This window comes from Kitasatospora sp. NEAU-69 (assembly GCF_057158765.1).
The window spans coordinates 1-26441 of sequence record NZ_JBWXUE010000042.1 but is presented as its reverse complement, the minus strand read 5'-3'; the positions used below and the strand labels follow the sequence as shown (position 1 = coordinate 26441).

Annotated in this window: 26 protein-coding genes and 5 pseudogenes; 20 read left to right on the top strand and 11 right to left on the bottom strand. The window is 69.6% G+C overall.

Annotation, left to right across the window (positions count from 1 at the left end):
* The first annotated feature begins 79 nt into the window (after nucleotides 1-79).
* Nucleotides 80-511: a hypothetical protein gene (locus tag AC060L_RS32770; protein ID WP_483802617.1), complete on the top strand. Its 432-nt coding sequence runs from the start codon at nucleotides 80-82 to the stop codon at nucleotides 509-511.
* A gap of 188 nt (nucleotides 512-699) precedes the next feature.
* The gene (locus AC060L_RS32765) at nucleotides 700-1116 is read left to right on the top strand and encodes a hypothetical protein (RefSeq protein WP_483802616.1); all 417 of its coding nucleotides are present in this window, start codon (nucleotides 700-702) and stop codon (nucleotides 1114-1116) included.
* A 1033-nt stretch (nucleotides 1117-2149) separates the two neighbouring features.
* On the opposite strand, the gene AC060L_RS32760 is transcribed toward AC060L_RS32765, so the two are convergent.
* From AC060L_RS32760 to AC060L_RS32750, 3 genes and pseudogenes are all read right to left on the bottom strand, one after another.
* Nucleotides 2150-2929, bottom strand: coding sequence for an SDR family NAD(P)-dependent oxidoreductase (locus AC060L_RS32760; RefSeq protein ID WP_483802615.1), 780 nt, complete (start codon nucleotides 2927-2929; stop codon nucleotides 2150-2152).
* A gap of 448 nt (nucleotides 2930-3377) precedes the next feature.
* Nucleotides 3378-3527: pseudogene (locus AC060L_RS32755) on the bottom strand (IS5/IS1182 family transposase); the annotation flags it as partial.
* Between the two features lie 65 nt (nucleotides 3528-3592).
* Nucleotides 3593-3913 carry a UBP-type zinc finger domain-containing protein gene (locus AC060L_RS32750; RefSeq protein ID WP_483802614.1) on the bottom strand — a complete coding sequence of 107 codons (321 nt, stop codon included), beginning with the start codon at nucleotides 3911-3913 and terminating at the stop codon, nucleotides 3593-3595.
* Nucleotides 3914-3990: 77 nt separating this feature from the next.
* Here AC060L_RS32750 and AC060L_RS32745 point away from each other — a divergent pair, with 77 nt between their 5' ends.
* The 6 genes and pseudogenes from AC060L_RS32745 to AC060L_RS32720 all read left to right on the top strand — a co-directional run.
* On the top strand, nucleotides 3991-5313 hold the full coding sequence (locus AC060L_RS32745) for an NAD(P)/FAD-dependent oxidoreductase (RefSeq protein ID WP_483802613.1): 1323 nt from the start codon (nucleotides 3991-3993) through the stop codon (nucleotides 5311-5313).
* 176 nt (nucleotides 5314-5489) lie between these two features.
* Nucleotides 5490-6014 (top strand): annotated as a pseudogene (locus AC060L_RS32740) (sigma-70 family RNA polymerase sigma factor); the annotation flags it as partial.
* A gap of 113 nt (nucleotides 6015-6127) precedes the next feature.
* Nucleotides 6128-6613, top strand: coding sequence for a DUF427 domain-containing protein (locus tag AC060L_RS32735; protein ID WP_483802612.1), 486 nt, complete (start codon nucleotides 6128-6130; stop codon nucleotides 6611-6613).
* Nucleotides 6614-6716: 103 nt separating this feature from the next.
* Nucleotides 6717-6965: a DUF6480 family protein gene (locus AC060L_RS32730; RefSeq protein WP_483802611.1), complete on the top strand. Its 249-nt coding sequence runs from the start codon at nucleotides 6717-6719 to the stop codon at nucleotides 6963-6965.
* A 4-nt stretch (nucleotides 6966-6969) separates the two neighbouring features.
* Nucleotides 6970-8025 (top strand): MerR family transcriptional regulator, encoded by a 1056-nt coding sequence (locus tag AC060L_RS32725; RefSeq protein ID WP_483802610.1) that lies wholly within the window; start codon nucleotides 6970-6972, stop codon nucleotides 8023-8025.
* A 204-nt stretch (nucleotides 8026-8229) separates the two neighbouring features.
* Nucleotides 8230-8350, top strand: a pseudogene (locus tag AC060L_RS32720) (universal stress protein); the annotation flags it as partial.
* A 170-nt stretch (nucleotides 8351-8520) separates the two neighbouring features.
* Here the strand turns inward: AC060L_RS32720 and AC060L_RS32715 are convergent.
* The 3 genes from AC060L_RS32715 to AC060L_RS32705 form a co-directional block, all read right to left on the bottom strand.
* Complete coding sequence (locus tag AC060L_RS32715; RefSeq protein WP_483802609.1) at nucleotides 8521-8919, bottom strand: hypothetical protein; 399 nt, start codon at nucleotides 8917-8919, stop codon at nucleotides 8521-8523.
* Between the two features lie 348 nt (nucleotides 8920-9267).
* The gene (locus tag AC060L_RS32710; protein WP_483802608.1) at nucleotides 9268-10593 is read right to left on the bottom strand and encodes a hypothetical protein; all 1326 of its coding nucleotides are present in this window, start codon (nucleotides 10591-10593) and stop codon (nucleotides 9268-9270) included.
* Between the two features lie 197 nt (nucleotides 10594-10790).
* Complete coding sequence (locus AC060L_RS32705) at nucleotides 10791-11534, bottom strand: AraC family transcriptional regulator (protein ID WP_483802607.1); 744 nt, start codon at nucleotides 11532-11534, stop codon at nucleotides 10791-10793.
* 53 nt (nucleotides 11535-11587) lie between these two features.
* Here AC060L_RS32705 and AC060L_RS32700 point away from each other — a divergent pair, with 53 nt between their 5' ends.
* Together AC060L_RS32700 and AC060L_RS32695 are read left to right on the top strand one after the other, a co-directional pair.
* Entirely contained in the window at nucleotides 11588-12811 is a 1224-nt protein-coding gene (locus AC060L_RS32700) for an MFS transporter (protein ID WP_483802606.1), read from the top strand.
* Between the two features lie 402 nt (nucleotides 12812-13213).
* Complete coding sequence (locus tag AC060L_RS32695; protein ID WP_483802605.1) at nucleotides 13214-14266, top strand: hypothetical protein; 1053 nt, start codon at nucleotides 13214-13216, stop codon at nucleotides 14264-14266.
* A 101-nt stretch (nucleotides 14267-14367) separates the two neighbouring features.
* Here AC060L_RS32695 and AC060L_RS32690 read toward each other — a convergent pair whose 3' ends face one another.
* From AC060L_RS32690 to AC060L_RS32680, 3 genes are all read right to left on the bottom strand, one after another.
* Nucleotides 14368-14856 carry a hypothetical protein gene (locus tag AC060L_RS32690; protein WP_483802604.1) on the bottom strand — a complete coding sequence of 163 codons (489 nt, stop codon included), beginning with the start codon at nucleotides 14854-14856 and terminating at the stop codon, nucleotides 14368-14370.
* Nucleotides 14857-14972: 116 nt separating this feature from the next.
* Nucleotides 14973-15401 carry a deaminase domain-containing protein gene (locus AC060L_RS32685; protein WP_483802603.1) on the bottom strand — a complete coding sequence of 143 codons (429 nt, stop codon included), beginning with the start codon at nucleotides 15399-15401 and terminating at the stop codon, nucleotides 14973-14975.
* Nucleotides 15402-15490: 89 nt separating this feature from the next.
* Nucleotides 15491-15952, bottom strand: a complete 462-nt coding sequence (locus tag AC060L_RS32680) for a hypothetical protein (RefSeq protein ID WP_483802602.1) — start codon at nucleotides 15950-15952, stop codon at nucleotides 15491-15493.
* A gap of 771 nt (nucleotides 15953-16723) precedes the next feature.
* On the opposite strand from AC060L_RS32680, the gene AC060L_RS32675 reads away from it, so the two are divergent.
* On the top strand, nucleotides 16724-17821 hold the full coding sequence (locus AC060L_RS32675; protein WP_483802601.1) for a hypothetical protein: 1098 nt from the start codon (nucleotides 16724-16726) through the stop codon (nucleotides 17819-17821).
* A gap of 299 nt (nucleotides 17822-18120) precedes the next feature.
* Here AC060L_RS32675 and AC060L_RS32670 read toward each other — a convergent pair.
* Nucleotides 18121-18309 (bottom strand): annotated as a pseudogene (locus AC060L_RS32670) (DUF7002 family protein); the annotation flags it as partial.
* Between the two features lie 28 nt (nucleotides 18310-18337).
* Here AC060L_RS32670 and AC060L_RS32665 point away from each other — a divergent pair.
* From AC060L_RS32665 to AC060L_RS32625, 9 genes and pseudogenes are all read left to right on the top strand, one after another.
* Nucleotides 18338-19489, top strand: a complete 1152-nt coding sequence (locus AC060L_RS32665; protein ID WP_483802600.1) for an SMI1/KNR4 family protein — start codon at nucleotides 18338-18340, stop codon at nucleotides 19487-19489.
* 30 nt (nucleotides 19490-19519) lie between these two features.
* Complete coding sequence (locus AC060L_RS32660; protein ID WP_483802599.1) at nucleotides 19520-19684, top strand: hypothetical protein; 165 nt, start codon at nucleotides 19520-19522, stop codon at nucleotides 19682-19684.
* Between the two features lie 81 nt (nucleotides 19685-19765).
* Nucleotides 19766-20209, top strand: coding sequence for an ISL3 family transposase (locus AC060L_RS32655; protein ID WP_483802598.1), 444 nt, complete (start codon nucleotides 19766-19768; stop codon nucleotides 20207-20209).
* Nucleotides 20210-20387: 178 nt separating this feature from the next.
* Nucleotides 20388-21068: a hypothetical protein gene (locus AC060L_RS32650; protein WP_483802597.1), complete on the top strand. Its 681-nt coding sequence runs from the start codon at nucleotides 20388-20390 to the stop codon at nucleotides 21066-21068.
* 173 nt (nucleotides 21069-21241) lie between these two features.
* Nucleotides 21242-22006: pseudogene (locus AC060L_RS32645) on the top strand (ISL3 family transposase); the annotation flags it as partial.
* Nucleotides 22007-22042: 36 nt separating this feature from the next.
* Nucleotides 22043-22810, top strand: coding sequence for an ISL3 family transposase (locus AC060L_RS32640; RefSeq protein ID WP_483802646.1), 768 nt, complete (start codon nucleotides 22043-22045; stop codon nucleotides 22808-22810).
* A 95-nt stretch (nucleotides 22811-22905) separates the two neighbouring features.
* Entirely contained in the window at nucleotides 22906-23307 is a 402-nt protein-coding gene (locus AC060L_RS32635) for a hypothetical protein (protein ID WP_483802596.1), read from the top strand.
* A gap of 153 nt (nucleotides 23308-23460) precedes the next feature.
* The gene (locus AC060L_RS32630; RefSeq protein WP_483802595.1) at nucleotides 23461-23610 is read left to right on the top strand and encodes a hypothetical protein; all 150 of its coding nucleotides are present in this window, start codon (nucleotides 23461-23463) and stop codon (nucleotides 23608-23610) included.
* A gap of 243 nt (nucleotides 23611-23853) precedes the next feature.
* Nucleotides 23854-24243, top strand: a complete 390-nt coding sequence (locus tag AC060L_RS32625; protein WP_483802594.1) for a hypothetical protein — start codon at nucleotides 23854-23856, stop codon at nucleotides 24241-24243.
* 303 nt (nucleotides 24244-24546) lie between these two features.
* On the opposite strand, the gene AC060L_RS32620 is transcribed toward AC060L_RS32625, so the two are convergent.
* On the bottom strand, nucleotides 24547-26283 hold the full coding sequence (locus AC060L_RS32620; protein ID WP_483799747.1) for an IS1634 family transposase: 1737 nt from the start codon (nucleotides 26281-26283) through the stop codon (nucleotides 24547-24549).
* Nucleotides 26284-26441: the final 158 nt, after the last annotated feature.

The following is a 26441-nucleotide window of genomic DNA, read 5'->3' as shown; positions in this document are numbered from 1 at the left end:
AATGGCCCCCGGGAGGGCCTCGCCGGACTCCACGAACGATGAGCGGCCACTGCTTACAGCGATCAGAATCAGGGGTGACATGCCAACCGCAGTGATGAACACCAGCAGTACCCCGCCACAGCCCAGCTCCGTCGGCCTCCTGTTCAGCCGCCCGACACCAGTCTTCGCCCGCGCCGATCTCTCCGACGTTGCCACCAGACCCCCAGTTTTGAACATGTTCAATATCCGTGTGATGACTTTAGACCACCGGCCTCCGATCAACGCAGACGACGTCCAGATGAGCTACAGCGTCATCCACCCGGGGAGCACAGACGAGCGCGTGTGGTTCATGGTGTCCTCGCCGTGTGGCAACGAGGGCGGGGCGACGTTCTTCTCCGGCAACGACGTTCGGCAGCCGACGAACAGCTTTGAGCTGGCGTGCGGGCGTGGTGCAATCACGTCGATAACGGCATTTCTGACTGAGTCGGGGAATCAAGATGAGCGTGATCCACCACAGTCGGCTGTGCTCTGACGCGGGTCGGTGAGGACCCCGACGGTCAGGCCCTGCGTGAATTTCCTTAGCGCGACGTGAGCCGGCCGTCCGATGAATTCGCCTACGACTGCGCTCAGGGGCCGATCCACACGGTCGAGGTCTACACGACGGAGACCGGGTCGGCATCGAGCCAGAGCTATCCAATCTACGAATGAGGGGGAATCAGAGTGAGCATCATCAAACGGCTGGCCGCAACCGGTGCGGCGGTGGGCCTGGCGTCGGCCGGGCTGGTCCTGGGCGCGGGTGCGGCGCACGCGGCGCAGGGCTGCCAAGAGCTCGACACCACCTACGGTGCGCGGATCCAGGTGTGCGCGAACCTGGTCAACGCGGACGACGTGCAGATGCACTACAGCGTCATCCGGGCGGGCAGCACAGACGAGCGAGTCTGGTTCCAGGTGACCTCGCCATGCGGTGACCAGGCGGGGGCGGAGGGCTCGCGCTTCACGCTGTTCTCCTGGAACGACGTCTCGCAGCCATACGACGGCTTCGAGCTGTCCTGCAACCAGGAGATCTGGGGCGTGTTCGCCAAGACCACCGAGTCCGGGAACGACTCGACCATCGGCGGCGGTGTGGTCCTGCTCTGACGGGGCGCACGGCAACTGTAGTGCCACCCCACAGAAGCCCGTGCGAGATGTGGTCGGATAGCCGGATCGCAATGACCTGCCCCCGGTTACCCGACCACAGGAGGCGCGCCCTGGTGGTCGCTCTGGCCGAGGGCGTGGGGCGGGCGGCGGGGCGTTCCGGCGGCGGTGGGCTCGTCGGGGACGTACTCGACGGGGAGGACGACCAGGCGCTCGTCGGCCAAGAGGCGGGCGGCGCTCTCGGTGACGTCCCGGGCAGCGGTGGCGGCCTCGGCCTGACGGGTGCACAGGCGGATGACCTCATCGAAGTCGTACGCATTCTGGTCCAGCCAGATGCCGGCGAGCTGCCCGGAGAACTACATCGACCCAGCCCTGCGCTGATCGACGCAACCCGCGGTTGGGAAATGACCCGGTGCCTGGGAAGCGGCGAAGTGGATGATCACCGGCTAGCCGAAGCCTCAGCAATCATCCACTTCGCCGCCAGGCTGTGCCCGCCTCCATGGAGGCCACGGTGCCCGCCGACGTTCGGTCGGCGGGCACCGGCGCTCACTCCGGCCTTCACAGCCATCGCGGCAACAGGTCACACCTCGCGAGCCTTCGCCGGATAGGGCCTCGCATGGAGCACCCCCCACCACGGATCCTCTGAAACAGACACCAGCACGGCCACCAGCTCCCGCTTGGACGGCGCGGGCAGCGCCAGCGGGCCCAAGCCCTGCGCGGCGCGGACCTCCTCGCACCCCGGGCACTCCGGGCGGCCCAGGCCAGCCTTCGAGAGCCGAGGAAACCCCCGGGCTTTCGGAGTCGAGGAGGAGTACCTGCTGCTCGACTCCGACAGCGGGCCCCGTCATCCGGCCGGGGCCCGCTCGCTGGTGGTCTCCGGTCGGAGGGCAGCCGCCGGTGGCGCCGCTTGGCGGTGACGGCGTTCGGGCCGTTGAGCACCGCGTCGAAGCCCTCGTCATCGATGCTGTACACGACCGTGGTCTGGGTGCCGCCCGCCTTGCATGCAGGATGATGCGGTTCCAGCGCACCGTCCGGATCACCAGGTCGGCACGAAACCGCCGTCGATGCGCAGGTCGCTGCCGGCGATGTTGGCGGCCCGGTCGCCCGCCAGGAACACCACCAGGTCGGCGATCTCCGCGGGACGGGAGAAACGGCCCGTCACCGTGGCGGACGCGGCCTGGGCCATCACCTCGTCCGGGCGCAGCCCGGCGGCGGCGGAGACGGTCTCGGCGACGCCGCCGCCGCCCAGCCACAGGTCGGTCTCCACCGGCCCGGGGCTGACGCTGTTCACCCGGATGCCGCGCGGACCGAACTCCTTCGACAGGGCCTTGGTGAAGTTCACCAGGGCGGCCTTGGCGGCGCTGTAGTCGACGACCGTCGGGTCCGGGAGTTCGGCGTTCACCGACCCGACGGTGACGATCGCGCCGCGACCGGCCGCCAGCATGCGCGGCAGCACCGCACGGGTCACCGAGACGGCGGCGAACAGGTTCAGGTCGACCGTGCGCCGCCACTGCTCGTCCGTGACGCTGAGGAACCCGCCCGGCCTGGCGGGGGCCGAGCCCACGTTGTTGACCAGGATGTCGATCCGCTCCCCCGTCGCGGCCACCAGCTGCTCGGCGCTGCCGGCGGCGGTGAGGTCCACCGGGATCCAGCGCGCCGCGCCGGACTTCACCAGCACTTCCAGCCGGGGAGAGCTGGTGCGTGCGGCCGCGACCACCTCGGCGCCCGCCCCGACCAGCGCCTCGGCGACGGCCAGGCCGATGCCCTTGCTCGCGCCGGTGACCACGGCGGTCCTGCCCGAAAGCTCCCCAGTCATGCGTGCTCCTCAGGTGTCGTCGGCTTCTGTCCCACACCGTGGCCGGGCCGCGGCCGCGCTCCGGCGTGAGTCGGACGACTGCTCTGCCGCCTGCGCTTTCGCCTGCCCAGCCGCCCGCGCGCTCGACAGGATGGTCACCACACCGCGCCGCGGTACTCCGCCCCTACCGCCCTGTCCTTCGTGCGGGTCACCATGACCGCCCAGATGGCACTGCGCCGGGTCCGGTGTTGGCGTGGATCGTGCCGTGTCCGCTCGGTGGCCGCCGCCCTCTCCGGCGACCAGAAGGCCGCCACAACTTCATCGACCGGCACCACCACCGCTGACCCGGTCCCGAAACGGCCGGGACGCGGACCCGGCCCGCCGATCAGCTCATCGCCTGATCCGACCCATGGGGGTAAGTCTTCGAAGATCAGATCCGGAGCAGGATCGAAGCGATGGTGACGGTGGGCTGGTCGATGCGTTCGGGGACCGTGTGCTTGATCTTGCGGTTGCGCAGGTACAGGTAGGTGCGGATCTTGCGGGAGCTGTAGCCCTTGTCAACGATCACGTGGTCCGGTCTGGTGCGTGGTCGGCTGGCTCCGAGGCGCGGGACGGTGATGGTCATCCGAGTGTCCGCTGCCATCCGCCCCGCCGCAGAATGCACCGCAGCACGGCGAAGGACCGTCAGGCGGGACGCAGGACGACCTCATCCGTGTAGCACCAAGCCCAGCTTTCGCCCGGCTCGATCGACCGAGCGATGTGGTGTCCGTCATTGGCGTCGGCGTGATGGTAGGCGTGCTGCTTGGGTGAGCTGTCACAACAACCGACGTGTCCGCAGATCAGACAGGCGCGCAGGTGGACCCAGGTGCTGCCGATGCGCAGGCAGTCCTCGCAGGCGAGCGTAGCGTTCGCGGGAACCTCCTGGAGGGAGTCCAGATGACCGCACGTCGGTTGGACGATCAGGCCCGGGTTCTCCGCGACACGCCATTCACGCGGCCTCTTCATTGCACCCACGCTACCCGTGCGACCCGCCTGTCAGCGATCGCGATATCCCCTGCGGTTGTGCTCACGTGATTTTTCGGATGGCCTCCGCGGAAGGCCATCCGTTTCCCACGGGCTGCAGTCTCAGCGGAGCCGCCGCGTCCAATCCGTTGTCGACACCGGCGTCGAACAAGTCGGTGAGCCCGATGCTGCGTCGGGAATGGTGGCGGTGTGCGATGGGGCGCCGATGGTTGCCGGTCCTGCGGCCGGCGGCCGGCGGCCGTGCGGTCGTGGTGCTGGAAGCCGGCGATGACGTCGGTGGGCGGATGCGCACGGACGTGGTGGAGGGTTTCCGACTCGACCGCGGCTTCCAGGTCTTCAACACGTCCTATCCCCAGGTGCAGCGACGCATCGACCTGGCTGAGCTGGGGCTGCGTCCGTTCACCCCCGGCTTCGTGCTGAGTGACGGGCACCAGCGGCGACGCCTGGTAGACCCGACTCGGCGTCCCGGCGAGCTTCGTGACCTGTTGACGGGTCGGGCGGTGCCGCTGCGGGACCTGGCCGCGCTGGGACTGCTGGGGCTGTGCGACGCGGCGCTGCCGGCCTGGCTGATCAAGAGGCTCCCGGAGACGAGCACCGGCCTGGCCCTGCGATCGGCCGGGTTGTCGCGGGCCACCGTGGCGGGGGTGCTCGGCCCGTTCCTGGCAGGGGTGTTCCTGGAGGACCGGTTGGAGACGTCGAGCCGGATGTTCCACCTGGTGTGGCGCAGCCTGATCCGCGGGAGCCTGTGCCTGCCCCGGGAGGGCATCGGCGCGGTGCCGCGGCAGTTGGCGGCGCGCTTGCCGGCCGGGAGCGTGGTGTTCGGCGCACGGGTCCGGCGGCTTCTGGCGGACGGGGTGGAACTGACCGACGGGTCGCGGCTGCGGGCCCGCACGCTGGTCGTGGCGACCGGTCCGGCGCAGGCGGCCCACCTGCTGCCGGGGCTGACGGTGCCGCGGACCCGGTCGGTGACAACCTTCTACCACGCCGCTCCGGCCAGCCCGTTGCGCGAGCCGACGCTGGTGGTCGACACCCGGATCCGGGTGCTGAACACGGTGGTGCTGTCCGAGGTGCTGCCAGGGTCTTCGCCAGACGGGCAGGCACTGGTGTCGACCTCGGTGCCGGCCGCGGATACCGACGAGACGGCGGCGAGGCTGCGCGCGGGCGAACTGTACGGCGTGGAGACATCGGCTTGGCGGCTGGTGCGGGCCTACCGCATCGCCGAGGCGCTGCCGGCCCAGCCCGCGCCGCTTGCACTGAGCCGCTCGACTCGCTGGGCACCGGGCCGGTACGTGTGCGGGGACCACCGGGCCACCGGGTCGGTCCAGGGCGCGCTGGCCTCGGGGGCACGGGCTGCCGTGGAAGTGCTGGCAGACCTGCGCTGAGCGGACGCGGGCAGTAGGCCGAAGGCGGTGCCCGGGGAGAAAACGCTGCACAAACGGTGCGATTGGCTCCATCGGCTTGGTCGGCGCACCGTTTCCACGTGATCTCGAGAGCGCTGGACCCGCCACCCTCGCCACCGTCGCCACGCAGCAACAGCAGCACGGTGAACGGGAAAGCGATGGAGCTGCGCCGCCTCGTCGCGCTGACTGCCTCTGGTGACAGGCAGGCTTTCGAATCGATCTATTGCGCGGTGTCGGGGCCCGTGTACGCGGTGGCGCTGCGCGTTCTTCGCAGTCCGGCCCACGCCGAGGAGGTGGCACAGGAAGTGCTGCTCGAGGTGTGGCGGACGGCGGGGGCCTACAGTCCGGCGCGGGGAGCGGTGATGACGTGGGTCCTCACGATCACCCACCATCGCGCGGTGGATCGGGTCCGGTCGGCACGCTCCGCGGCCGACCGCGAGGCCCGGGTCGCCGCCGAGGCGTCGACGGACGGTGACCCACTGGACGAACAGGTCGAGCGGGATCTCGAAGGGCAGCAAGTGAGGTCTGCGCTGGCACAGTTGAGCCGGATGCAGCGTGAGTGCCTGGTCCTCGCCTACTACGGCGGGTACACCCAGCGGGAAATCGGCTCGATGCTGGGGGTTCCGCTGGGGACCGTCAAGACGCGCATCCGCGACGGCCTGGTCCGTCTGAGGGCGGTGCTCGCGAAGCGCACTGACCAGGAACCGAGGCGCGGTCATCGCGGTCCGGACGACTGTCGAGCCGCGCAGGCCGTGCCGCGAGCCGCGCAGGCCGTGCCGCGATCCGGGGAGAGGCGATGAGCGGCAGCAAGCACGGGATCGAATCGGTGTGGGACTACCCTCGCCCGCCGGCCGTGGTGTCGGCGTCGGGCCGGCTTGTGCAGGTCCGATTCGGCGGACGGCTCGTGGCCTCGACCACCCAGGCGCTGCGGGTCCTCGAAACCAGCCACCCGCCGGTGTACTACCTGCCGCCCCAGGACGTCGCCGCCGAACTGCTCACGGCCTCGGGAAGGACGAGCGTGTGCGAGTGGAAGGGACAGGCGCACTACTGGGATCTGCAGGCAGCCGGCAGACACGCCCCGGATGCCGCATGGAGCTACCCGGAACCGCCTGCGGCGTATCGGGAACTGCGCGGCTATGTGGCCTTCTATCCGGGGCGGGTGGACGCGTGCACCGTGGACGGCGAGCAGGTTCAACCTCAGGAAGGCGACTTCTACGGAGGCTGGATCACCACCGGGATCAGCGGCCCATACAAGGGCGGAGCCCGGACGTGGGAGTGGTGAGCGCCCGGCAGGCCGGTGCGCGGACGCCGGCAGGACCGGCCGGGACGGGACAAGACAGGACGTGGGCTGGGGCTCCTGGCGGGGCTTCGGATGGACAAGAGACTTGGAGGACATCATGACTCTCCACCACCAGGTCGCCGGGCCTCGCGGCAGCGCCCGGCCACACGGTCCCGTGCCACTGAGCACTCCGACCGAGACGCCCGAATGCGAGTCGTCCACCACCTGCGGCATCTCCACACCGGAGCCGCCGGAACTGCACGACGCCTGGCCCAGCTGGATCCCACTGCTGGTGATCGGCATCATGGTCGTATGTTGCATCGGTTTCGCCGTGGGCCGCATCGCGGGCTGGTGACCGCGTGACGGCGCCGAACGAACACGATCCGGCGCCACACACCGGCCACCGGTCCGACGCGGCCGACCCCATCGCGGGCGAGGCGGGACTGCCGACAGGCAACGTCGCACGGCACCTGGGGGTGTCGCCCACCACGGTCCGCTCCTGGGAGCGCCGTTACGGCATCGGCCCCGCCAACCGCGAGCAGGGCCACCACCGACGCTGGAGCAGGCAGGACATCGCGGTGCTGGAGGCCATGTGCCACCTGACGGCACACGGCGTCGCCCCGGCCGAGGCGGCCCGCGTCGCCCTCGCCGAGCGCGAGAACCTCCCGCCCCGGCCGTCCCGCGCCGGCCATCCGGAAGCCGAAGCCGAAGCCGGCGATGATGCGGACGGAGGCGGGAGCCACGGTCCTGGCGGCAGCCGAGCACTGGGGCTCGGGGCGGTGCGCCCCGAGTGCCGAGGTCTGGCCCGGGCCGCCGTACGACTCGACGCACCGCAGGTGGCCAGGATCCTGACGCAGGCGGTCGAGGCACTGGGCGTCATCGACGCCTGGGACGAGGTCATGCTGCCGGCGCTGCGGGCAGCCGGCCGCAAGTGGGCCGCGGACGGGGAGCAGTACGTCGAGGTCGAGCACCTGCTCTCCTGGCACGTGTCGAGCATGCTGCGCATGGCGGCCCTGCAACGCACCGCCTACCCCCTGCTGCCGCCGGTGGTCCTGGCGGCTACCCCCGGTGAGCAGCACAGCCTCCCGCTGGAGGCCACGGCAGCGGCGCTGGCCGACCGGGGCGTGCCGTTCCGGATGCTGGGCGTGATGGTCCCACCGCGTGCCCTGCTCGACGCGGTGCAGCGGGTCGGCCCCGGTGCCGTGATGCTCTGGTCCCAGGACCGGAGCACTGCGGACCAAGGGCTGCTGCGCCGGGTGAGCGCCAGCGTGTGGGGTCCGCGCGGCTCGCGCGGCCGACCGGTGGTACTGGCCGCGGGACCAGGCTGGAGCCGCGCCCGGCTACCGGCCGGCACCGCTACACCCCGCACACTGACAAGCGCCGTCGAACTGCTCGAACACGCCGCTGCGCAATGAACCCGGGCCGGGCAGTGAGCAGCTGACGAGCAGCTGACACAGGGCCGTCACCCGGTCCCGCGCCCGCTCCGACAGCAGGGGCAGTCGAGCGGGTCGACAGGTGCCGAGCCGGGCTGGGAGGACTTCGTGACCGACAGCACCGCATCCAGCTCCCACAATCGGACCTGGTGGTTCGAGGTAGCGTCGTCGAAGCCGTTACGACCCGACCTGCTCGTCCTCGCCCGAGACGGCGACCGCACCCGGCTCGGCCGGCGATTTCTGGCACCTGCCAGCCGCTTCGTCGTAGACCACGCCCCCCTGCCCCATCCTCCTCGTCTGGCCCGAGCCGCCATCGACAGGGCGATGCAGAACCTTGGCCTGCCCCGTACTCTGCTGAACCTTCGACGCGTCACCCCCTGCAGCCAGACCTCCTCCCCCTCCCCCGGCCGGTGGCGCCGCAAAGCGGGGCCGCCGGGCCCCGCGCAGCGGACAACCTCACGCCGTCGGCGCGCAGCATCAGGTTGTCGGGATCTCGTCTCCGCTCCTGCTCTGCGCGCCCAGGCCATCGGGCAGGTGAGCGGTGAAGACCAGGTGCCGGCGCCGGAACGGCTCCACCTCGCCCGGCCGCTCGGTCCGCTGGTCCTGGACGAAGCGGAGCACCGGCGGGTCGTGCAGCATGGCCAGGTCGAGGCGGAGTTCTTCGATTAGCTCCCGGCGCAGCGTGGTGGGGTCGAGGTGGTGGGTGAGGTCGCGGACGGCTTGGTGGTCGTCGCCGGTGAGCGTGTGGAGGCCGGCGCGGTCGAGGGTGGTGTAGAGGGGCTGGGCGGCGGTGCCGGCGAGACAGCGGTGGGCCAGGTCGGTGGTCTGCTGGGCCAGGGCCGCGACCTCCTGCCGGTGGCGCTCACCGCGCAGCACGTGCTGGAGGACTGTATCGAAGCCGCGGCCGGCCCATGGCTCTGTCCCGGGCGAGTAGGAGGTCGTCGTCCCCGACCCACAGCGACCGCCGTGCCCACGGCCAGCGAGCCCGATACCCAGGCGTTGTGCGGGATCCCCCGCCACAGCGCAGGGGGATATCCGGTGGACGCCGGTGTCCCCCAGTGTGGAGGCGTTGCGGCAGCGCACCCTCGCGAAGACCGCGTTCCCAGTCCGGAGGGTCGGCGGCCTGCTGCCGCACCTTGGCCGGCACTGTTCACCCGTGGCAGGCTCGCGCGGAACGGTCTACGCCGTCCTGGGGCCGGGCGGCGGGACTCCTGGTGTGTGCGCTCAGTGATGGAATACCTGCGCGGCGGTGTCGAGCCAGTACCAGTCGATCGGGGCGTACTGCTTCTTCAGCGCGAGGCGCCCGGAGCCGTAGCCCTTGAGTGCGGTCGCGACGGCGGCGGGCAGGGCGTCGAGGTCCTCCGGCACTGGGACGCGGAGCAGGACGTGCTGCTTGCGGTGGACGAGGAGGACCTCGCCGGCCGGGGTGCACTCCAGCAGCGCGAAGTGGACCAGGGGCTTGAACGCCTTGTCTGCTGTGGAGATCCGGGACCGCAGATTCCCGTCGGCCGTCCAGGCGTAGAAGCCGTAGCGGTTGAGATGGAAGGCCCGACCCCGGTGCGGATCAGCCACGACCGTGAAGTCGAAGCCGGTGAACGGGCTGTCCTCCCTGAGGTCGAGGCCCCCGAGCCGACCCCGCAGTTCGCCCTGGTCGTCGACGAGCGCGAAGCTGAACTGCTGGCCGCGATTGCCCGACCGGTAGATCCTGCCGAACACCGGGACGACGAACAGGTCGTCACCCAGGGCGCAGGGCCGGGTCATCGTGGCGTCCTGGTGGCCGCCCAGGGGGCCGCAGGTGCCGGTCAGGTCGGACAGGAGATCGACCAGGGAGGGCGACGGGCGGTTGTCCCGCCAGAGCGGAGCGCCGGCGAACAGGACGTGTGGGTGCCGGTCGGCCTCGGTCTGCCGGTCGGCCCGCGTCTCCAACGCTGCCAGTGCCCGCAGCGTGGCCTTGGAGCCGGGGACGAGCGCACTGCCGGGCTCGGAGAGCGCGACCACATTGAGGCGCGCGCCGGCCCAGTTGCTCAGGCCGTGCTCGGACGTCGTGCAGAGCAGCCTGCCGGAGGGGGTGACCGCAATCGACGAGGCGAACGGGTCACCGGGGTCCTGCTCCTTCTGGCGGTCCTGGGGTGTTTGCCAGGTGGCCAGGACCCGGCTGAGATCGGGCGAGAACAGGTGGGTGCTCCCGGGGTGCCCGCTGGCGGCGACCGTCCCGTCCGGGAGGAGCGCCAGCGTTTCACTGTTCGCGTGAGGTATCACCGACGGGCTGCCGTCCGGCCGCGGGTGCCCGTACAAGGCGGTGGCGAGGGGCGTGCCGTCGGGGGCGTGGCGGGTGATCGCCTGGTAGTTGAGGTTGCAGTGGGCGGCGGACATCGGGTCCCCGATGCCGCGCCAGTAGCGCCACACGGTCGAGAGCGTGTAGGTGCCGCCGTCCGGGGCGGCAACGGCGTGCTTCGGGAGGAGGACCCAACCTCCGACGGCCGGGTCGAGGCCGTGGGTGTCGGCCAGCACGGTAGGCACCGTCAAGGGAAGGCTGAGCATCTGGTTCATGGTCAGACATTCTGCATACGCCCACCGACAGCAAACTGCCGACTGAGGCCATCCCACCTCGCCGGTTGGCCGGGGCGTGTCGACGGTCACGTAATCCCGAGGGCAAACGTCACGCACAAGCCCGGCACAACGGGCCAGCCATGTGACCGTACGGGACGCCGGTGTTCTCCGGCCGGGACACGACCGCCCCTTGCGTGTCATCCGGACCGACGCGCGCCAGGGGTGGACCCGAAGGCACGGCGGTACACGTCGATGAAGGCACTGGGAGAAGACCAGCCGCACCGGTGCGCCACGGCGGTCACCGGGACGTCTTCCGCCAGGAGTACCAGCGCCCGGTAGAGGCGCAGTTGGGTGCGCCACTGTGGGAAGGTCATGCCGAGGTCCGACGTGAAGAGCCGGGACAGTGTCCGGGCGCTCACCCCGACCTCCTGCCCCAGGGCGGACAGGGTGCGCTGATCGGCGGGATCGTTGCGCAGGATCCCGCAGAGGTGCTCGAGCCGCGGGTCGACGGGCGCGGGGATGTGCAGGGGCAGCTGTCGCGAAGCCGCCAACTGGTCGAGCAACACGGCCCGCAGGCGCAGTCGTTCGGGGCCGTCGCTGCCCGGGGCACAGGTGTAGGCGAGTATCAGCTCGCGCAGCAGCGGGGCGACGGTGAGCACCGTCGGCGCGTCCAGGCCGAGCGGGTTGTCGGTGATCGGCAGGCCCACCAGGCGCAGGTCGAGGGCGCCGTGGGCGCGATGCGCGTGCACCGTCCCTGCCGGCACCCAGATGGCGCGATTCGCCGGAGCGATCCAGGTGCCGTGGTCGGTGGTGATGGCCAGTACCCCGCGGGCGGCATAGACGATCTGGTGATCGTCGTGACGGTGGGCGTCGATGCCTGTCCCGGACGGCAGCCGCTGGGTGCGCGTCGGCGCGAGGGGCTCGTGGCGGATTTCCTTCATTGCTTGGCAGAATATCGGAAGCACGAACCCCGGCCAGTGGCGAAGCTGGCCGAGTGTCCAAGAAAAGTGTGATCACCCTGCTGTCCGTGGGGCATGTCTGCGTCGACGTCTACCAGGGGGCGGTGGCCTCACTCGTCCCGTTCTTCGTTGCCGAGCGCTCCTACACCTACGCTGCGGCATCCGGCATCGTTCTGGCGGCGTCGCTCCTGTCCTCGGTGGCACAACCGCTGTTCGGGGCCCTCGCGGACCGGTACGCGATGCCCTGGCTGCTCCCCGTCAGCACGATCACCGCCGGCCTGGGCATCGCGCTGAGCGGCCTCAGCGGGTCCTACGCCCCGACCCTGCTGTTCGTGGCGATATCGGGGGTCGGTGTCGCCGCCTACCACCCCGAGTCGGCCCGTGTCGCACGCCTCGCGAGCGCGGGAAGCCACTCGGCGATGGGCTGGTTCTCGCTCGGCGGGAACCTCGGTTTCGCCCTTGCTCCGCTGCTGGTGGGGGTCGTGGTCGGCGTAGGCGGGTTGCACTTCTCACCGCTGCTCGTGGCGCCCGCACTCGCTGGGAGCCTGCTGTACCTGCCCGTCCTGCGCCGCATGGAGCGCAGGCAGGCGACGGGCGGATCCCCCGGCGCCGCCATGCCGATGGCGCCCACCGAGGACAGGGCCTCGTTCGCCAGGCTGGCCCTGGCCGTGGTGTGCCGCTCCATCGTCTTCATCGGACTGAGCACCTTCCTCTCGTTCCATATCAAGGCACAGATGGGCGGAAGCGCCGCGGGCGGAAGCTCCGCAGCTGGGACCGCCGCACTGTTCGTGTTCTACCTAGGCGGCGCCGTGGGGACGGTCGTGGGCGGCAGGCTGGCCGAGCGCTGGAACCGGGTCACCGTGGTGCGCGCCTCCTACCTGGCCACGATCGCCGCCGTGGCAGGTGTCGTTTTCGTGCCCGGGCCGGCCGTCTACCTGTTCGTGGCCCTGGCCTCGGGCGGCCTCTACATCCCGTTCTCCCTGCAGGTCACCCTGGCGCAGGACTACCTGCCCACCCGGGTCGGCACGGCCAGCGGCATCACCCTCGGCCTGACCATCAGCATCGGCGGCCTGGCGAGTCCGATCATCGGACGCCTCGCCGACGCGTTCTCCCTGCAGACCGCACTGACTCCGCTGATCGCCCTGCCCGCCCTGGCCTGGCTACTGGTCCGCACCCTGCCGGAGCCGGCCAGACCCGAACACCACCTACCGGAGCCGGTGGAGGCCGAGGAGAGGGCGGAGACACGACGGCCGCGTTGAGCGCTACCGCGCAGGACAAGGACCACCACCTCTTCGGGCGTCCCACCATCAGCTGCGGCGAGCTCCGACGCACCGGCCGCCGTGAGTGTGCCGTGACCGCCCGACCGGATCCGCTGACCGTGACCCGACCGGCCCTGAGCTTTCGGGCGGTTCCGCGTCCCAGGCGTGCCGCTATCCGCGGGGCTGGCGGGGCCGGCGGGGCCGGGGCAGACCGGGACGGGCAAGTGCTCCGCCGCTGAACGGACCAGGAGCACTGTCGAACAATGTGACGATGTGATTCCGGACAGTGATCGTTCGGATTGGGACAGCGCCTTCCAACATGCCCGCAACCCAGTACGGCGCCCGCCAACCTTGACCCGACACGGTCACCACCGTGCCGTATCCACAAGGGGAGGGCAGTTGATGGGCACCGCCCGCCAGGTCGATCTGCTGCGGACCGAGGTCGGCAACGGCTTCACCGAGCTCCGCTCCGGCAGCGACAACCTGCGCACCGAACTACTCAAGGCTGTCACCGACGGCCTGCGCGAACACCGCGACGAGATCATCACCGCGCTCACCCGGGAGCAGCAGGAAGCGAAGCTGGCCCACCGGGACAACCGTGAGCTGCAGCGCCAGCTCACCGAAGCCCGTAGCGAACTGCACCAGGCCCGGCTCGCGGCTGCCCAGTCGGAGCCGAAGGCGGGACCCATCGAGGCCGTGGCCACCACGGCCTCCGGGGTGGACTCCGCCGGGCCTGCACCAAACGGTGAACCCAGCCCCGAGACCGTCCCTGTTGCGTGGCAGGCGCCCGACCCCCTGCCGCGGGTCGGCGACACCGTCGCTGAGCCGATACCCACCACCCCTGCGCCCGCGAAGGAAAGCACCGTGTCCGAGAACAACCCGTCCGTCGAGGAACGCCGCCCCGCGCAGGCCAGCCTCACCATCGACCAGGCCGACCAGCTGATCGCTCTGCTCGGCCAGCTCGCCCCCGCCGCTCCTGCCGAGGAGTCGCCGACCGCCGCGCAGACCTCCACTGGGGCCCTTGACGCCGAGGCCGGCGGCGTCACCGACCTCATCCCCGCAGCGCTCGCCTGGCCCACCCACGTCTCCACGCTGCTCAAGGCCGCCGCGGTGAACACCCTCGCCATCTCATGCCACCCCCACACCTGGGACTTCCTCACCACCCAAGTCGACAAGGCCGAGCACTTCGACCAGCCCGCCCAGTCCCACCAGCCCCGGCCCAGCGGGCCCGCGCCGGAGGCCTCCCGCGACAACATCCTGTCCGGCCGCAGCGTCATCGCCCTCCTGAACGCGCTGCGCCGCACCGTGTACGCGGGCAGCGGTGACAAGGTCGAGACGTGGGCACTGGCGGTCACTTGCTACGAGCGCATCGCCGAGGTCGTCAACGCCACCCTGCCGGTCGGCGACGAGCAGCCGCGCGTCGTGCTGAACGACTGCAGCGCGAAGACCCTCTGACGGTCGCTGCCGGTGGCGGGCCCGTGAGTGCGGCGGGCCACCGCGAGCCGCACGCCGCCTCGTCCACTGGCCTGCCAAGGCACCCCCCGTACCCCGCCGCCTCAGCCGGTCCGCGCCGGCTGCGGCCTGAACAGCCCCGACCCCTCCTCGCTCAACCACCCACGCTCCACCAGCCGCTTGGCACGGAACCGAGCGGCCTGCTCGCGCGCATCAGTGGCCTGCCAGCTCAGATGATCGCGCATCCGCCAGGCCCGCACGCCACCCCCGCCACCGGCCGCGTCGTCCTCGACCAGCGCCACGATCGCCGCGCAGTCACCCGGCAGTACCGCAAGATCCAACCCCTGATGCCACGGCGGGACTTCGACCCTGGCCGCAACACCACCCACAACCTCCACCGCCCCGGTCTCCGGCACGCCCGGCGCGGCGGCCAGGGCATCGACGACCTCCTCGCGGGCGACGACCGCGCGCCGCGCGGCCTCCTCAGCCTCCGCCACCCCCGCCTGGACCCGCTCCAGCTCGGCGCGCAGCTCCTCTACCCGGGCCAGCGCCGCCCGTTCGCGTTCCTCCAGCGGTCCCAGCACCGACGGCATCCGCCACCTCCGCACACGACGAGCGTGAACACAGCGGATCGAGCCTGCCTACCCAGCGACGACTACATGTCTGAACAGCGAAAGCCTGAAGCTACGTCCGCTTTGGGAATCGCTTCTCAGCGCAGGCTCTTGCACCAGGCGCCCTTGACCTCCACGGCGTCCTCGTAGCCATAGGAGCCGTAGAGGTTGCCTCCGGCGGGTTCGAGGGCCCGGATCGACCCGCCCCGTCCGTTCGTCTTGCGGTAGGTCACCACGCAGGAGATCAGCGGGTAGTCCTCCAGGAACTGCTTGAGGATCGCCCGGCAGGAGTGGCAGGGGCCCTTGTCGGAGTACAACTCGATGCTGCCGCCGGTGACCTGGGCCGAGATCTTGAGCAGGTAGTCGCTGTCGTCCTGGCATCCCAGTCGGGCGTAGACCGCGTTGGCCAGGAGGTTGATGGTCTGCTTCTCCGGGTCCTTGTCGTGCATGTACTCGCCCGCGAGGGGGCCTTTGGGCTCAGGCTTCCCCCAGTAGTAGCTGTCCCCAACCACGCTGGTGCCCGACATGCGCTCGAACGTTCCCGTGAGGTCGGGGCCTGTGGTGAAGGAGATCCGATACTTCAGGATCGCTTGGTTGTCGGAAGGAACTGCCGTGGTCACGTGTACTCCATCCACCGGTGGGGCTTGAGGCCGGGAACATCGTGATACCCGCCGATATGCACGGAATAAACGGGCAGTTGAGGACGCCGTGTCGTACAGGACCTCACACGGTTTCGAGTTGTCGGCATGAGGTCGAGGATGTCCAGGCGCGCAACGGTCTCGAAGTGGTCCAGGTCCCCGGAAGGCGACCAGGGCACCCCGTCGTGGCCGACGACGGCGAAGCGGCCGTGGCGGAACGCCGCCAGGGTGCCGGCGCGGTCGATCGAAGGCTCGAACAGATCCATCCAAGTCGCCCTGGGCGCCGGCTTCTTGCACGGCTCCTGCCACGCGGAATCCAGCGCCTTTTTCACCGTCAGGAGGCCAACGGCGTACTTCCGCTGCAGAGCGCGATTCGACGGGCCAGAGCGCGCGTCACGGCGGATTGCCGCGTACGGATCGACCTCGGTCTTCGGCAGCACCCGGGAGAGCACCATCGCTGACCACGACGCCGTTCACCTGCAGTTCCTCGGCATGGCGGACATGCTGTCCTGCGGCATCATGGAGCAGTTCCCGAACAGGTTCAGCTGACACCTCGCCAGGTCCGCTGGTTCCGCCCCCACGGTCCATGCGCGGACGCACGGAAGGCCGCCTGCCGACGTGCGGCGGACACCGGAGCCCCCAGACGGCCCGGCTGACGCTCCCCCACGAGCTCAGCCGGGCCCTGCCCGGGCGGACCGGTCCGATAGGCACACTCCCCCACGGAGCGGGCTCGGATCCCGGCTGTTGCCACACCAGCAGAACGCAGCGTACATGCCACATCGACAGTCAGCTACCGCAGTATGGGAAACTCTCGGCGCCGGCGTCAGTCACAGCAGGATCGAGGCGCCATCATGACGGCCCTCAGCGCAAAGGCCTTCGCCGCAAGCGGCGGCTTCAGCTGCCATCCTCGCGGTCGCCGGCTGTGGCAGCACCCACACTGCCACCCCGAGCAGCAGCCCCCGAGCACAGCGGCGCCCGATCCCAGCACGAGCAGCCCAACACCGCCCCCGTCCCCGGCACCGACGCCCACGCCCACGCCAACGCCCACGCCGAGCGCACGCCGAGCGCACAACGGTTCGGCTACAGCGGCTACACCTACGACATCGGGCTCACGGTCCAGGTACCGAGCCCGGTCAGGTTCACCCCCTCCGTGACACTTTGTCAGCCATCCGCCGTAGGGTGCCCGCAACATCACCTGCACCGGAGACGCCGTGACCGCCGTCGCTCGCCTCATCACCACGCTGGCCGCGCCATTGAACCCGTCCGAGGCCGATGCCCCGTCCATACTGTGCTGGCCGGACCGGCGGCTGCTGGTACAGCGGGGCGACACCGCGCTGGTCGCCTACGACCTGGACGAGCTGATCAGCGGCGCGAGCGAGCCGGCGGTGACACGCTTCCCCGCTCCCTGGCCGCGCCCGTTCGGCACTGCGACGGTGGCACCGCGGCGGGACCTCGCCGTGTTCGCCGGGGTCCACGCCCTGCGGGCGGTGGACCCCACGGGGGCGGTGCGGTGGGAGATCGGGCATGGCTGCTGGGAGTACGGCTGCCGCGTGTTGCACACCTCGTTCGACGAGTACGCGAACTCCCATGACAACAGGTACCCCTACAGCGGCTCCGCGGTGTTCTCCACCGACGGATCGATCGTCTGGGCCCACGTCCGACGACACCCCGCGCCGCATGAGGAGGAGGTGGACCTGACCGACGAGTGGCTCGTGGTGGACGCCGCCGACGGGCGGGTGCTGGGACGGGTGGACACGCACACGACGGCCAGCGATTCGCGGCACCGGTCGCACCCGTCTCCCGGGCAGATGGGGCTGGGCGTGAACATGGGCCAGGACGGTCAGCCGCTGCTGTGGGGCCGCTGGAACGGGGAAGAACTGACCTTCGAGGAAATCGGGAGGTGCGACCGGGTCCTGCTCGCGGTGAGCCCGTCCGGTGACCGGATCCTGGCGGTCACCGACGAACAGGACGCACTCGTTCTGTACCGGGTCTCGGACGGCTCGGTCGCGGCCGAGCTGACGGCCGAGACCATCGCTCCGTCCTACGAGGACCCGGAGGATGTGTGGTGGGACTACACCGGCAGCTTCCTCGATGCGCAGACCGTCATCACCGGGACGACCGACGCGAACGAGGGCATCGAGCTGCACTGGCTGGTGGACGTGGCGCGGATGCGGGTGACAGCCCGGATCACCGGCCCGTTCCCGATATCCGGCAGCCCCGAGGCAATCGGCGACGGCACCTGGTACACAGTCTCCGAAGCGGGGGACGCACTGCACCTGTGGACCTTGAGCAGCCTCAACGACGCTTGATCGTTCTCAGCGAAGTCCGACCAGCTGTCGGGCGACCGGCGCCCATCTCGACCACCGGCTGCGGCAGGTCCTGGACGCGGGTTGCGCAGCTGTACGCCGATCGTGAGCGCTTCGTGACGGACGTGGCCGCCGCGGTGGTGAACGAGCGCCCGGTCGTGGTCAGTTGCAGTGATGACGGAACGCTGGGGGGTCTGGGGCCTGGCCCACCGGCAGGCAGCTCGGCGGGTTCCTCGCCGGTCACCGGAAGATGGTGAACGCGGTGGCAACCGCGGAGGTCGGCGGTCGGCCTGGGGGTGGTCCCAGTCGGCTTTGGCGCCGAGCAGCGTATCGAGGCGGGTGCGGGTGAGCCAGAAGAAGACCCGGCCGTTGAGGAGGTCGAGGAACTCCTGCAGTGTGGTGCCGGGTGCGAGGAGGTCAAGACGTTGCAGCGGCTTCTGGTCGCGGACCACTGCGCGGCCGAGTGCGGGGTCGTAGGGTGAGCGGCTCATGCTCGCGTGGCTGTGGAGGACAACGACTGTGCACCCTGACGTGGAGCGCCTCAAGGCGCTCATGCCGCCCGGGCCAGAGGACGGGGACCGGGTCGACTGGCAAGCCGTCGAGCAGGACCTGGGCTGTCGGCTGCCGGCTGACTTCCGTGACCTCATCGCCAACTACGGGGTCGGCACCATCGACGAGTGCCTGATGGTTCTCCCGCCGACCGGCGCCGAACACGATTCCGGGATCCCCTCCGTGGGCCAGATGACCCCGACCCCCGAAAAGACCGCCTGTCTCGAACACACGAAGTCCGACTATCCCCTCTGGCCCGCGCCCGGTGCCCTGCTGTGCGGCCTACGCATGGTGGACATCAACGGAGACCTGACAGGAGCGGTCTACTGGCGCACGACAGGGCCTGTCCCCGAGCAGTGGCCGGTGGTCGTGTGGCAGCGGTACCGCCCCTTCGTCGAGTTCGAGCTGAGTATCACCGGCCTCCTGGTGAAGTGGCTGGCCGAGTCCGCCGACATCGAGTTCGATCAGCGGATGGTCTTCGGCGCCCCGCACTCGCGGTTCATCCACTGGCGCGCCGAGCGTGCGATGCGCGATCAGGGACTGGACCCCTGGGAGTACCTGGGACCGCTCCACCTTGAGGCGAACGAGGAGTGGGAGGAACGGAACCTGACCGGGACGCGCCCCAGCTGGGCGTTGGCGCACGAGGCCAACATTCGGCCGTCGGCGCCCGAGAGCCTGCCGCGGCCCGAGGGCCCGCAGCTCACGGTGCTGGGCGTGAACGGACAATCCGGCGGGGACCTCGTGGTCAGGGCGTCTGTCGCGCTGGGCAGCAGTACGGCGGCGCCCATCCGACTGGCGCCTCCGCTCGGGCCGCAGGGCCCCGTGCTGGAGTTCACCGGCCCGGAAGGCCTGCTCGCGGTGGCCTTCGGCGCCGAGGTCACCGCACCGGAGCCGGGCGCACCGCTCGTAGTCTCGGCCACGCAGCCGTTGACGTTCGAGGCGCGGGTGCCGCAGTCCGCGATCTTGACCGACACCACATGGCCGGACCTGGTCCGCCGGCTCACTACCGACACCACGATGAAGCTGGTCGTACAAGACCCCGCGATCGCCGGCCTACGGGCCGCCGCCACCTCTACTGAGGCGGACCACGTCATGGTCGGCTGGTGGCCTCCACACGGGTGAGCCGCCGTCCACGCGCTGATGGACAGGGGCATGGGGCACAGCCAGATCGTCGCCAAACTGCACCTGGACCCGAAGACGGTACGGAAGTCCATGGGGGCCGCCACTGCGGAGGAGCTGATCGGCGCGGGGCCCTCGGGCGGGCGGCAGACCAGTTTGCAGGGCCACACCGCCTACCTGATCGCCCGGTTCAACTAGGGCTGCCACAGCGCACTTCGGCTCCATCGTGAACTCACCGAGCGCGGCCTGGCCGTCAGCGAGCGCACGATAGGACGCTTCGTGCACAGGCTGCGCGAGAACGCCAAGCCGACCACCCGCCCGCCGGTCTCCAAAGTCCGCGAGGTGACCGGGCTGATCCTCACCCACCCCGACCACCGGTCCGAGGAACAGCAGGTCCTCCTGAAGGAACTACGTCTCCACTGCGTGGAGTTGGGCGACGCGTGTGACCTCGTCTCCCGGTTCGCCTCGAACCTCGTGAACCGGCGCGGCCAGGAAGAACTCGAACAGTGGACCGCAGACGCTCAGGCGAGCACCATGCCCGAGCTGCGAGGCTTCGCCACCGGCTTGCGCAAGGACTGCGACGCGGTCATGGCCGGCCTCACGCTGCGCTGGAACTCAGGTCCGGTCGAGGATCACGTCAACCGGATCAAGATGCTCGAGAGGCAGATGTTCGGACGCGCCAAGCTCGACCTCCTGCGCAAGCGCATACTCCTCGCGTCCTGATGATCTCCACTGGCGGCTCTCTCATACTCGGACGCGATCCGTCGGCCGACCGCCACTGATAGGCCTCGTTGACATTCCCCGGCGAGAGCCGCCGAATCACTACGCCCCACGGGGCGTTGATCAGTAGGCTGGCTCACCGACCATCAGATCGTGTTGCCACGGCGAGGGCGGGGGCTCCGTGTCGGATGCAGTGCTGAATGTCGTGATCGGGCTGATCACGAGCGTCGTCAGCGGCGGGTCCGTATGGGCCTGGAAGCGTGTGAGCACCGCTCGCATCCTGCACCGGAAGCAGGCGCTGCTCGGCCTGCGGCCCGGAGTACCGTGCGTCATCATCCTGAACAGCCACTGGCAGATGCCCACCGTCACCGAGCACGGTGACGTCTACGCGATCATCGAACTTGCGATGCTCGCCGAGGAGTCAGGGTGCGGATTCTCCCTCGTTGCGGCAGAAGCACCTGAGCTGAACGGGGATCGCACCGAGCTCAGCATCGGTGGCCTGGGTTCGAACCGACGCAACGTCGAGTACTTGGCGAGGCACCTGCCTGGTGTGAAGGTCAACCAGCGTGGCGACTTCACGGCCGATGGTCAGCGCTTCCTCCACAAGCAGGGACGAACGGACCATGCACTGGTCGCGAAATTCACCCCTCCCCAGTCGGCACAGCCGGTCCTCATGATCATGGGGCAGTCGGCGATCGCCAACCGCGCGGCGGTGCACCTGCTCAAGCGCGACTACAAGCGCCTCGCCAGGGAGGTCGAGTCCCTCGATCGATTCTGTCTCATGCTGCGCGTCGACGCGGCGGATACCTACGGCTACCAGGCCGTCGAAGTCGCTACCGACCTGTCGGCTGTCGCGTTCTAGCGCAGTCACGCTCCTACAGAGGCCGGTTCGGCCAGCCAGCGCCCTCGCGGGGCCGACCCTGGCCTTTCACGGAACTCGCGCCAGAGCCATTCAAGGTTCTGACCGCGATTCCGTGAAAGACGCAGGTCAGGGGGGGTGAATGCAGGAATGTTCACTCGGGGCAGCAATCGATCATGGGGGCCTCCTCGATCGAAGACGTGCTTTTTCCCGGGATCGATGTGCGGATGGAGGGCGTAAGCGTCACCGCCGCGATGCTGTTCGTCGACGCTGCGGCCTGCGGACGACCACCGTCTTGTCCGAGCTGCCGATGGCGGGGACGAAGAGTGCACTCGACCTACCGCCGCAACCTATCCGAACGACCCTTGGGCGGGCTGAAGTTGGTCGTACGCCTGCGGGTCCGGCGCTTCTTCTGCGATCGGAAATCGTGCGTTCGCAAGACGTTCGTCGAGCAGGTCGGCCGACTGACGGAGCATTACCGACGTTCCAGCCTCGGGCTGAAGGAGTGGCTGACGACGGTGGCCGTCGAGCTCGGCGGTCGGGCCGGCGAGCGGCCGTGCCGCAAGCTGAGCCTGACGGCGGGCCGGACCCGTCTGCTGAAACTGCTGGAGGCGCCGGTCGTGCCGGAGCGGGCCCCTCGGGTGCTGGGCGTGGACGAGTTCGCCTTCCGCCGCGGGCGCCGGTACGGGACCATCCTGGTCGACATCGAGGCAGGGCGGGTCGTCGACGTCCTGCCCGACCGCACCTCGGAGACCTTCGCGGCCTGGCTCACCGCGCACCCCGGAGCGTAGATCATCTGCCGCGACCGAGCCAGCGCCTACACGAAGGCGATCAAGGAAGCCGCGCCGGACGCCATGGAGATCGCGGACCGCTGGCACCTGCTCCAGAACCTCTCCCGCGCGGTCGAGAAGACCTGCCACCAGCACCGCGCATGCCTGAAGAAGCACGCCGAACGGGGAGGCGACCGCCCGATCCAGATGCCGCTGGTGGACGCGCTGCCGCCCACACGCATCGTGCAGCGCGTTCTCCAGCACCACGCCGAGGTCACGCGCATGGTCGCGGCTGGCCACCCGCTCAGTGACATCGCCCGCCGCCTCGGCCTCGACCGCAAGACGGTCCGCCGCTACCGCGACACCAGCCTCGACCACCTCCTCGACAGTGCCCGCGACCGCCCCGAGAAGTTGGATATCTTCAAGCCATTCCTGCAGCAGCAGTACGCCGCAGGCATCACCAACGGCCGCACGCTGTTTCAGCAGATCAGCGAACGCGGATTCCGCGGCGGCTACTCGACGCTCACCCCCTACCTCCGAACCCTGAAAGCTGGCACAGCCCCAGCCGCACCAGCGGAAATCCCGAGCCCACGCAAAATCACCTCCTGGATCATGCGCAACCGCGAGCACCTCAGCAACCAAGAGGTCGAGCACCTCGACCGGGCCCGCCTTGCCTGCCCGGACATCGCCCGAGCCTGCGACCTCGCCCGAGCCTTCACGGACCTCGTCCGCAACCGCCGAGGCCAACTATTGCCCGCCTGGATCCGTCGAGCCGAACAGTCCGACGTCCTCCCGGTCGCCAAGTTCGCCGCATTCCTCCGCCAGGACTTCGACGCCGTCACCGCCAGGCTCACCCACGAATGGAGCTCCGGCAAGGTCGAAGGCCATGTCAATCGCGTGAAAACGATCAAGAGGGCCATATACGGCCGAGCCGGCTTCCGGCTGCTACGGACTCGAATCCTCACCAGGCCATAATCGTTCACGGAATCATCGGATAAGATCCCGATATCCCGTGCGAAGAAACAGACATGACGACCCGTCCGACCGGCCGCCCGACCTGAGGGGAACCTGTGACCGAGGCCCGCACGTCCGCCGAGCCACGGTACGCCGTCGACATCACGCTCGCCGACGTCGATGCGGCCCTCCTGTTCATCGCTCCCCATCTGGAGGCGCAGACCCACGAGGGCTACGAAGCCGGCTCCGCCCGGTTCCGGATGGCGGTCTCACTGGGGCGGCTGGTGGTGTGGGCTGCCCGCTGCGCCCGCCTACGCCTGAAGGAGCTGGCCCGGGACCAGTTCGCCGACGCCCGGGAGCGCCAGCAGTGCGAGCGCGACCTGTTCAACGCCTGGAACGTGGTCGCGCAGACCGTGCTGCCCTGGCACCAGGAGCCCGGCTACGACACCGCCCGCTGGCAGATGCTCGACTACATCGACGCCCGGCACGAGGCCGAGCAGCAGGACGACGAGGCGTAGGAGACTCCCGCCGCCTGAGGCCGAGGTCGACGCCGAGCTGCTGCCTGCGCTGCCGGCGGCGGACTGGCCGCGATGGGGCGAGTTCCTGAACTGGCTGGCTGCAGCCGAGCGCACCGGCCACCACCTGCCCGACGCCGCAGTCACCGTGGGCGCGTGGCACTCTGGCTGGATCCTGGCGATCTGGCCTGGCCGGCCCGGCACTGCTGCTGCCCGAATGACGCGACCGAGGAGGTGAAGGACCGCTGCGGCCGTATCCGCTTCCGCGCGAGCGCCGCGCTGCACAAGAGCGCCCGAACGAGCTGACCACAGCCCTCGCGGCCTACCTGAAGATCATTCACGGAAGTGCGGCCAGAACCGTATTCAAGGCTCTGCCCGGACTCCGTGAATGATCTTGGAGGGAAGGGCGAGAACGCCGGCAGGGAGGGCCGAGTCATCTGTTAGCAGGGGCGATCTGGTTGAGAGCGTGGTGGTGACCGGGTGGTGTTCGGTGGGGTCGGGTTGTGAGTGCCCCGGTCGGTCGCGCTTCCAACGCAGTACCGTGGGCCGGTGGATGAGATGCCAGTCCCGACGGCGGGTATGACGATCAGCGTTCGGATGCGTCAGGACGTAGTGATCGTCGATCCGGAGCGTTTCGTCGCTTCGGCCCGTGCGGCGTACCGCGAAGCCTCCCCTGAAATCACCGAGGAGAGAGCGGCCGAGGACATCCGCGATGTCTACGATGCTGTGTGGGCCCTGCTGGACCGCTTCGGTCGACTCGCAGCCGACGCACCAGCGTCCACCGGACTCCCCGGCCAACGGATTCTGGACCGCCCAGACGGACTCTCACCTGCCGGCGAGCGCAAGCACATCGTGCTGAACGATCCGCAGCCACTCCAGGACTACGGCTGCTTCATGCCCGAGGAGTACGACCCGTTCGCCATCCCGCCAGGGGTGTGATGGTGTCCACCGCGACAGACTGCTCCGAGAGATCAGTTCTCTGAGGAAATCTCGAACGGGTCGCGCCGGCCGGTCGGTGGGCGTAGAGGAACGGGCCTCTTGGTAGGAGCGCGGCTGTCGAGACCAAACCTCCGGCCCAGGCGACCCGTTGCCATACCAGTTCAGCATTCCCGTGCCGGGCGCTGCCACTCCTGCGTTCCGCATAATTCGCGGCGCCTAGAGCATTGATTCGTGCTGTGGCCTGGGGAAATGCGGCTGGATACGCCGTGGGGGCGTGTCTCTAGGCGTGGGGGTTGTGGCTGGTCAGCGGGTTTCGGGGGTGAGTTCGACGATCTTCTTGGGTGCGGGGATGTCGAGCTTGCCCAGCAGGTCGCGCTGGGTGCGGGTGAGCTCGGTGAGCTGGCGGAAGGTGCCGGCGGGGCCGGTGAAGGTGCCCAGGTGGAGCCGGTCGAGTTCGCGGCGGATGGTGGGCCAGGTCGTCCCGGTGGTGGTCTCGGCGATGCGGATCAGCAGCAGGGCGAGCCAGCACAGGATGACGTGGGCGCGGATGCGTTCTTCGAGGCGGTGGTAGACCGGGCGGAGGTCGAGGATCTGCTTCATGTCCCGCCAGCCGCGCTCGACTTCGAGGAGTTGCTTGTAGCCCAGCGCGATGTCCTCGGCCGAGAGTTTCGGGTCGCTGCAGCGCAGGAGGTACTTGCCGTCGAGGTTCGCCTCGGCCTTGGCCTTGGTGGCGTCGATGCGGAGCTTGCCGGCCGGGGTGGTCCGCAGGTAGCGGTTCAGGCCGGGTTTGGCGGTGATCTTCCCGCGCAGTTCGCCGCGTTTGTAGTCCGACAGGGCGTCGCTGTCTTCGATCAGTTCGCTCAGCTGCGCGATCAGCTGGGTGCGGATCGCCGCGTCCCGGGTGGCGCCTTCGGGGTTGTGGCAGATCACGAAGCGTTCGGACTCGGAGACCTTCACCTCCTTGACACGCATGTTGTGCGCGATGTCCTGGTAGCGGCCCTGCCGCGAGAGTGCGGCCTTGATCTCGGGTGAGTTGGAGCGGAGTTTCTCGCCGATGATGTAGTGGTGGTCGCCGGAGCGGAGGTAGCGGCGGTTGGCCGCGGAGGCGAAGCCCCGGTCGGCGACCCACACGATCTTGGACAGGGTCCAGTCCCGCATCTCGTCCTTGACCTGGCGGATCAACGCGGAGTCGCCGGTGTTGCCCGGCCAGCACCACACCCGCACCGGGATCCCGTCACGGGTCACCGCCATCCCGATCACGATCTGCGGCAGGTCGTCGCGGGAGTCCTTCGACTTCCCCCAGGTCCGAAACCCGCGCATGCTCGCGCCGTCGCCGTCGCCGTCGCCGTCGCCGTCGCCGGTTTCGGGGAGGGGGACGCCGTGTTCGTCGCGGGCGACGGGCAGGTCGGCGTCCTCGAGTTCGAAGTAGGTGCTGGTGGTGTCGAAGAACAGCAGGTCGACTTCGAGGTTGAGCAGGTGGGCGGCGGAGTCGAAGACCTGCCGTTCCAGCTTCTCGCGTATCTGGTGAAGCCAGTCCATCGCCCGGTAGCAGGCGTCGTCGTCGATGCGGTCCAGGCTGTCGATGTGCACGTCGTGGTTGACCCACTCGGCGGCCGCCAGCTTCGAGGACGGGGCCAGCGCGCGGTTGGCGACCAGCGCGAACAGGGCACGTTCGGTGGCCTTGACGTTGCGTGGACGGCCCCGGCCACGGGTGCCCAACGCGGCCACGATGCCCGGGAGTTCCAGCCGGTGCCACAGCTGGTCCAGGAGATACGCGCCGCCGAAGGGACGGGACTCGACGAAGTCCAGCTCCGTGTTCGCCTCGGCGGTGGCCGCCAGCGCGGCAGCCGGATCGAGGAGCTTGGACAGCGAGCCGACCAGGCGGCGCACCGCGTCGGTGTCCAGCTGATCCTCACGGCCGAAGCCGTACAGCAGCTTCGGCACCGACCGCCCGGCCGCTGCGTCCCAGGTGTTGTGGGCCAGGTGCAGGTAGCGGACAGTACCGCTCTTGGTCTTCCGACTCGTCGTCTTCACATACATCGCTCTAGACCATACACGCCTGAGCCATGCAGTCAATGACTCTCAGATCGGATGCGTTTCTCTAGGAAGCTCCAGGCCGTGTGGCATCACCGGACCAGCTGACCAGGCACTTCACCACATCGGACCCTCTAGACCAGCCGAATTACGCGGAACGCAGG

Excerpts from the sequence above, each read along its gene's own strand:
- AC060L_RS32770 (WP_483802617.1), top strand. The coding sequence starts at position 80 with ATGCCAACCGCAGTGATGAACACCAGCAGTACCCCGCCACAGCCCAGC.
- AC060L_RS32760 (WP_483802615.1), bottom strand. The coding sequence starts at position 2,929 with ATGACTGGGGAGCTTTCGGGCAGGACCGCCGTGGTCACCGGCGCGAGC.
- AC060L_RS32750 (WP_483802614.1), bottom strand. The coding sequence starts at position 3,913 with ATGAAGAGGCCGCGTGAATGGCGTGTCGCGGAGAACCCGGGCCTGATC.
- AC060L_RS32745 (WP_483802613.1), top strand. The coding sequence starts at position 3,991 with ATGGCCTCCGCGGAAGGCCATCCGTTTCCCACGGGCTGCAGTCTCAGC.
- AC060L_RS32735 (WP_483802612.1), top strand. The coding sequence starts at position 6,128 with ATGAGCGGCAGCAAGCACGGGATCGAATCGGTGTGGGACTACCCTCGC.
- AC060L_RS32710 (WP_483802608.1), bottom strand. The coding sequence starts at position 10,593 with ATGAACCAGATGCTCAGCCTTCCCTTGACGGTGCCTACCGTGCTGGCC.
- AC060L_RS32705 (WP_483802607.1), bottom strand. The coding sequence starts at position 11,534 with ATGAAGGAAATCCGCCACGAGCCCCTCGCGCCGACGCGCACCCAGCGG.
- AC060L_RS32695 (WP_483802605.1), top strand. The coding sequence starts at position 13,214 with ATGGGCACCGCCCGCCAGGTCGATCTGCTGCGGACCGAGGTCGGCAAC.
- AC060L_RS32690 (WP_483802604.1), bottom strand. The coding sequence starts at position 14,856 with ATGCCGTCGGTGCTGGGACCGCTGGAGGAACGCGAACGGGCGGCGCTG.
- AC060L_RS32685 (WP_483802603.1), bottom strand. The coding sequence starts at position 15,401 with ATGTCGGGCACCAGCGTGGTTGGGGACAGCTACTACTGGGGGAAGCCT.
- AC060L_RS32660 (WP_483802599.1), top strand. The coding sequence starts at position 19,520 with ATGGGGCACAGCCAGATCGTCGCCAAACTGCACCTGGACCCGAAGACG.
- AC060L_RS32640 (WP_483802646.1), top strand. The coding sequence starts at position 22,043 with ATGCCGCTGGTGGACGCGCTGCCGCCCACACGCATCGTGCAGCGCGTT.
- AC060L_RS32620 (WP_483799747.1), bottom strand. The coding sequence starts at position 26,283 with ATGTATGTGAAGACGACGAGTCGGAAGACCAAGAGCGGTACTGTCCGC.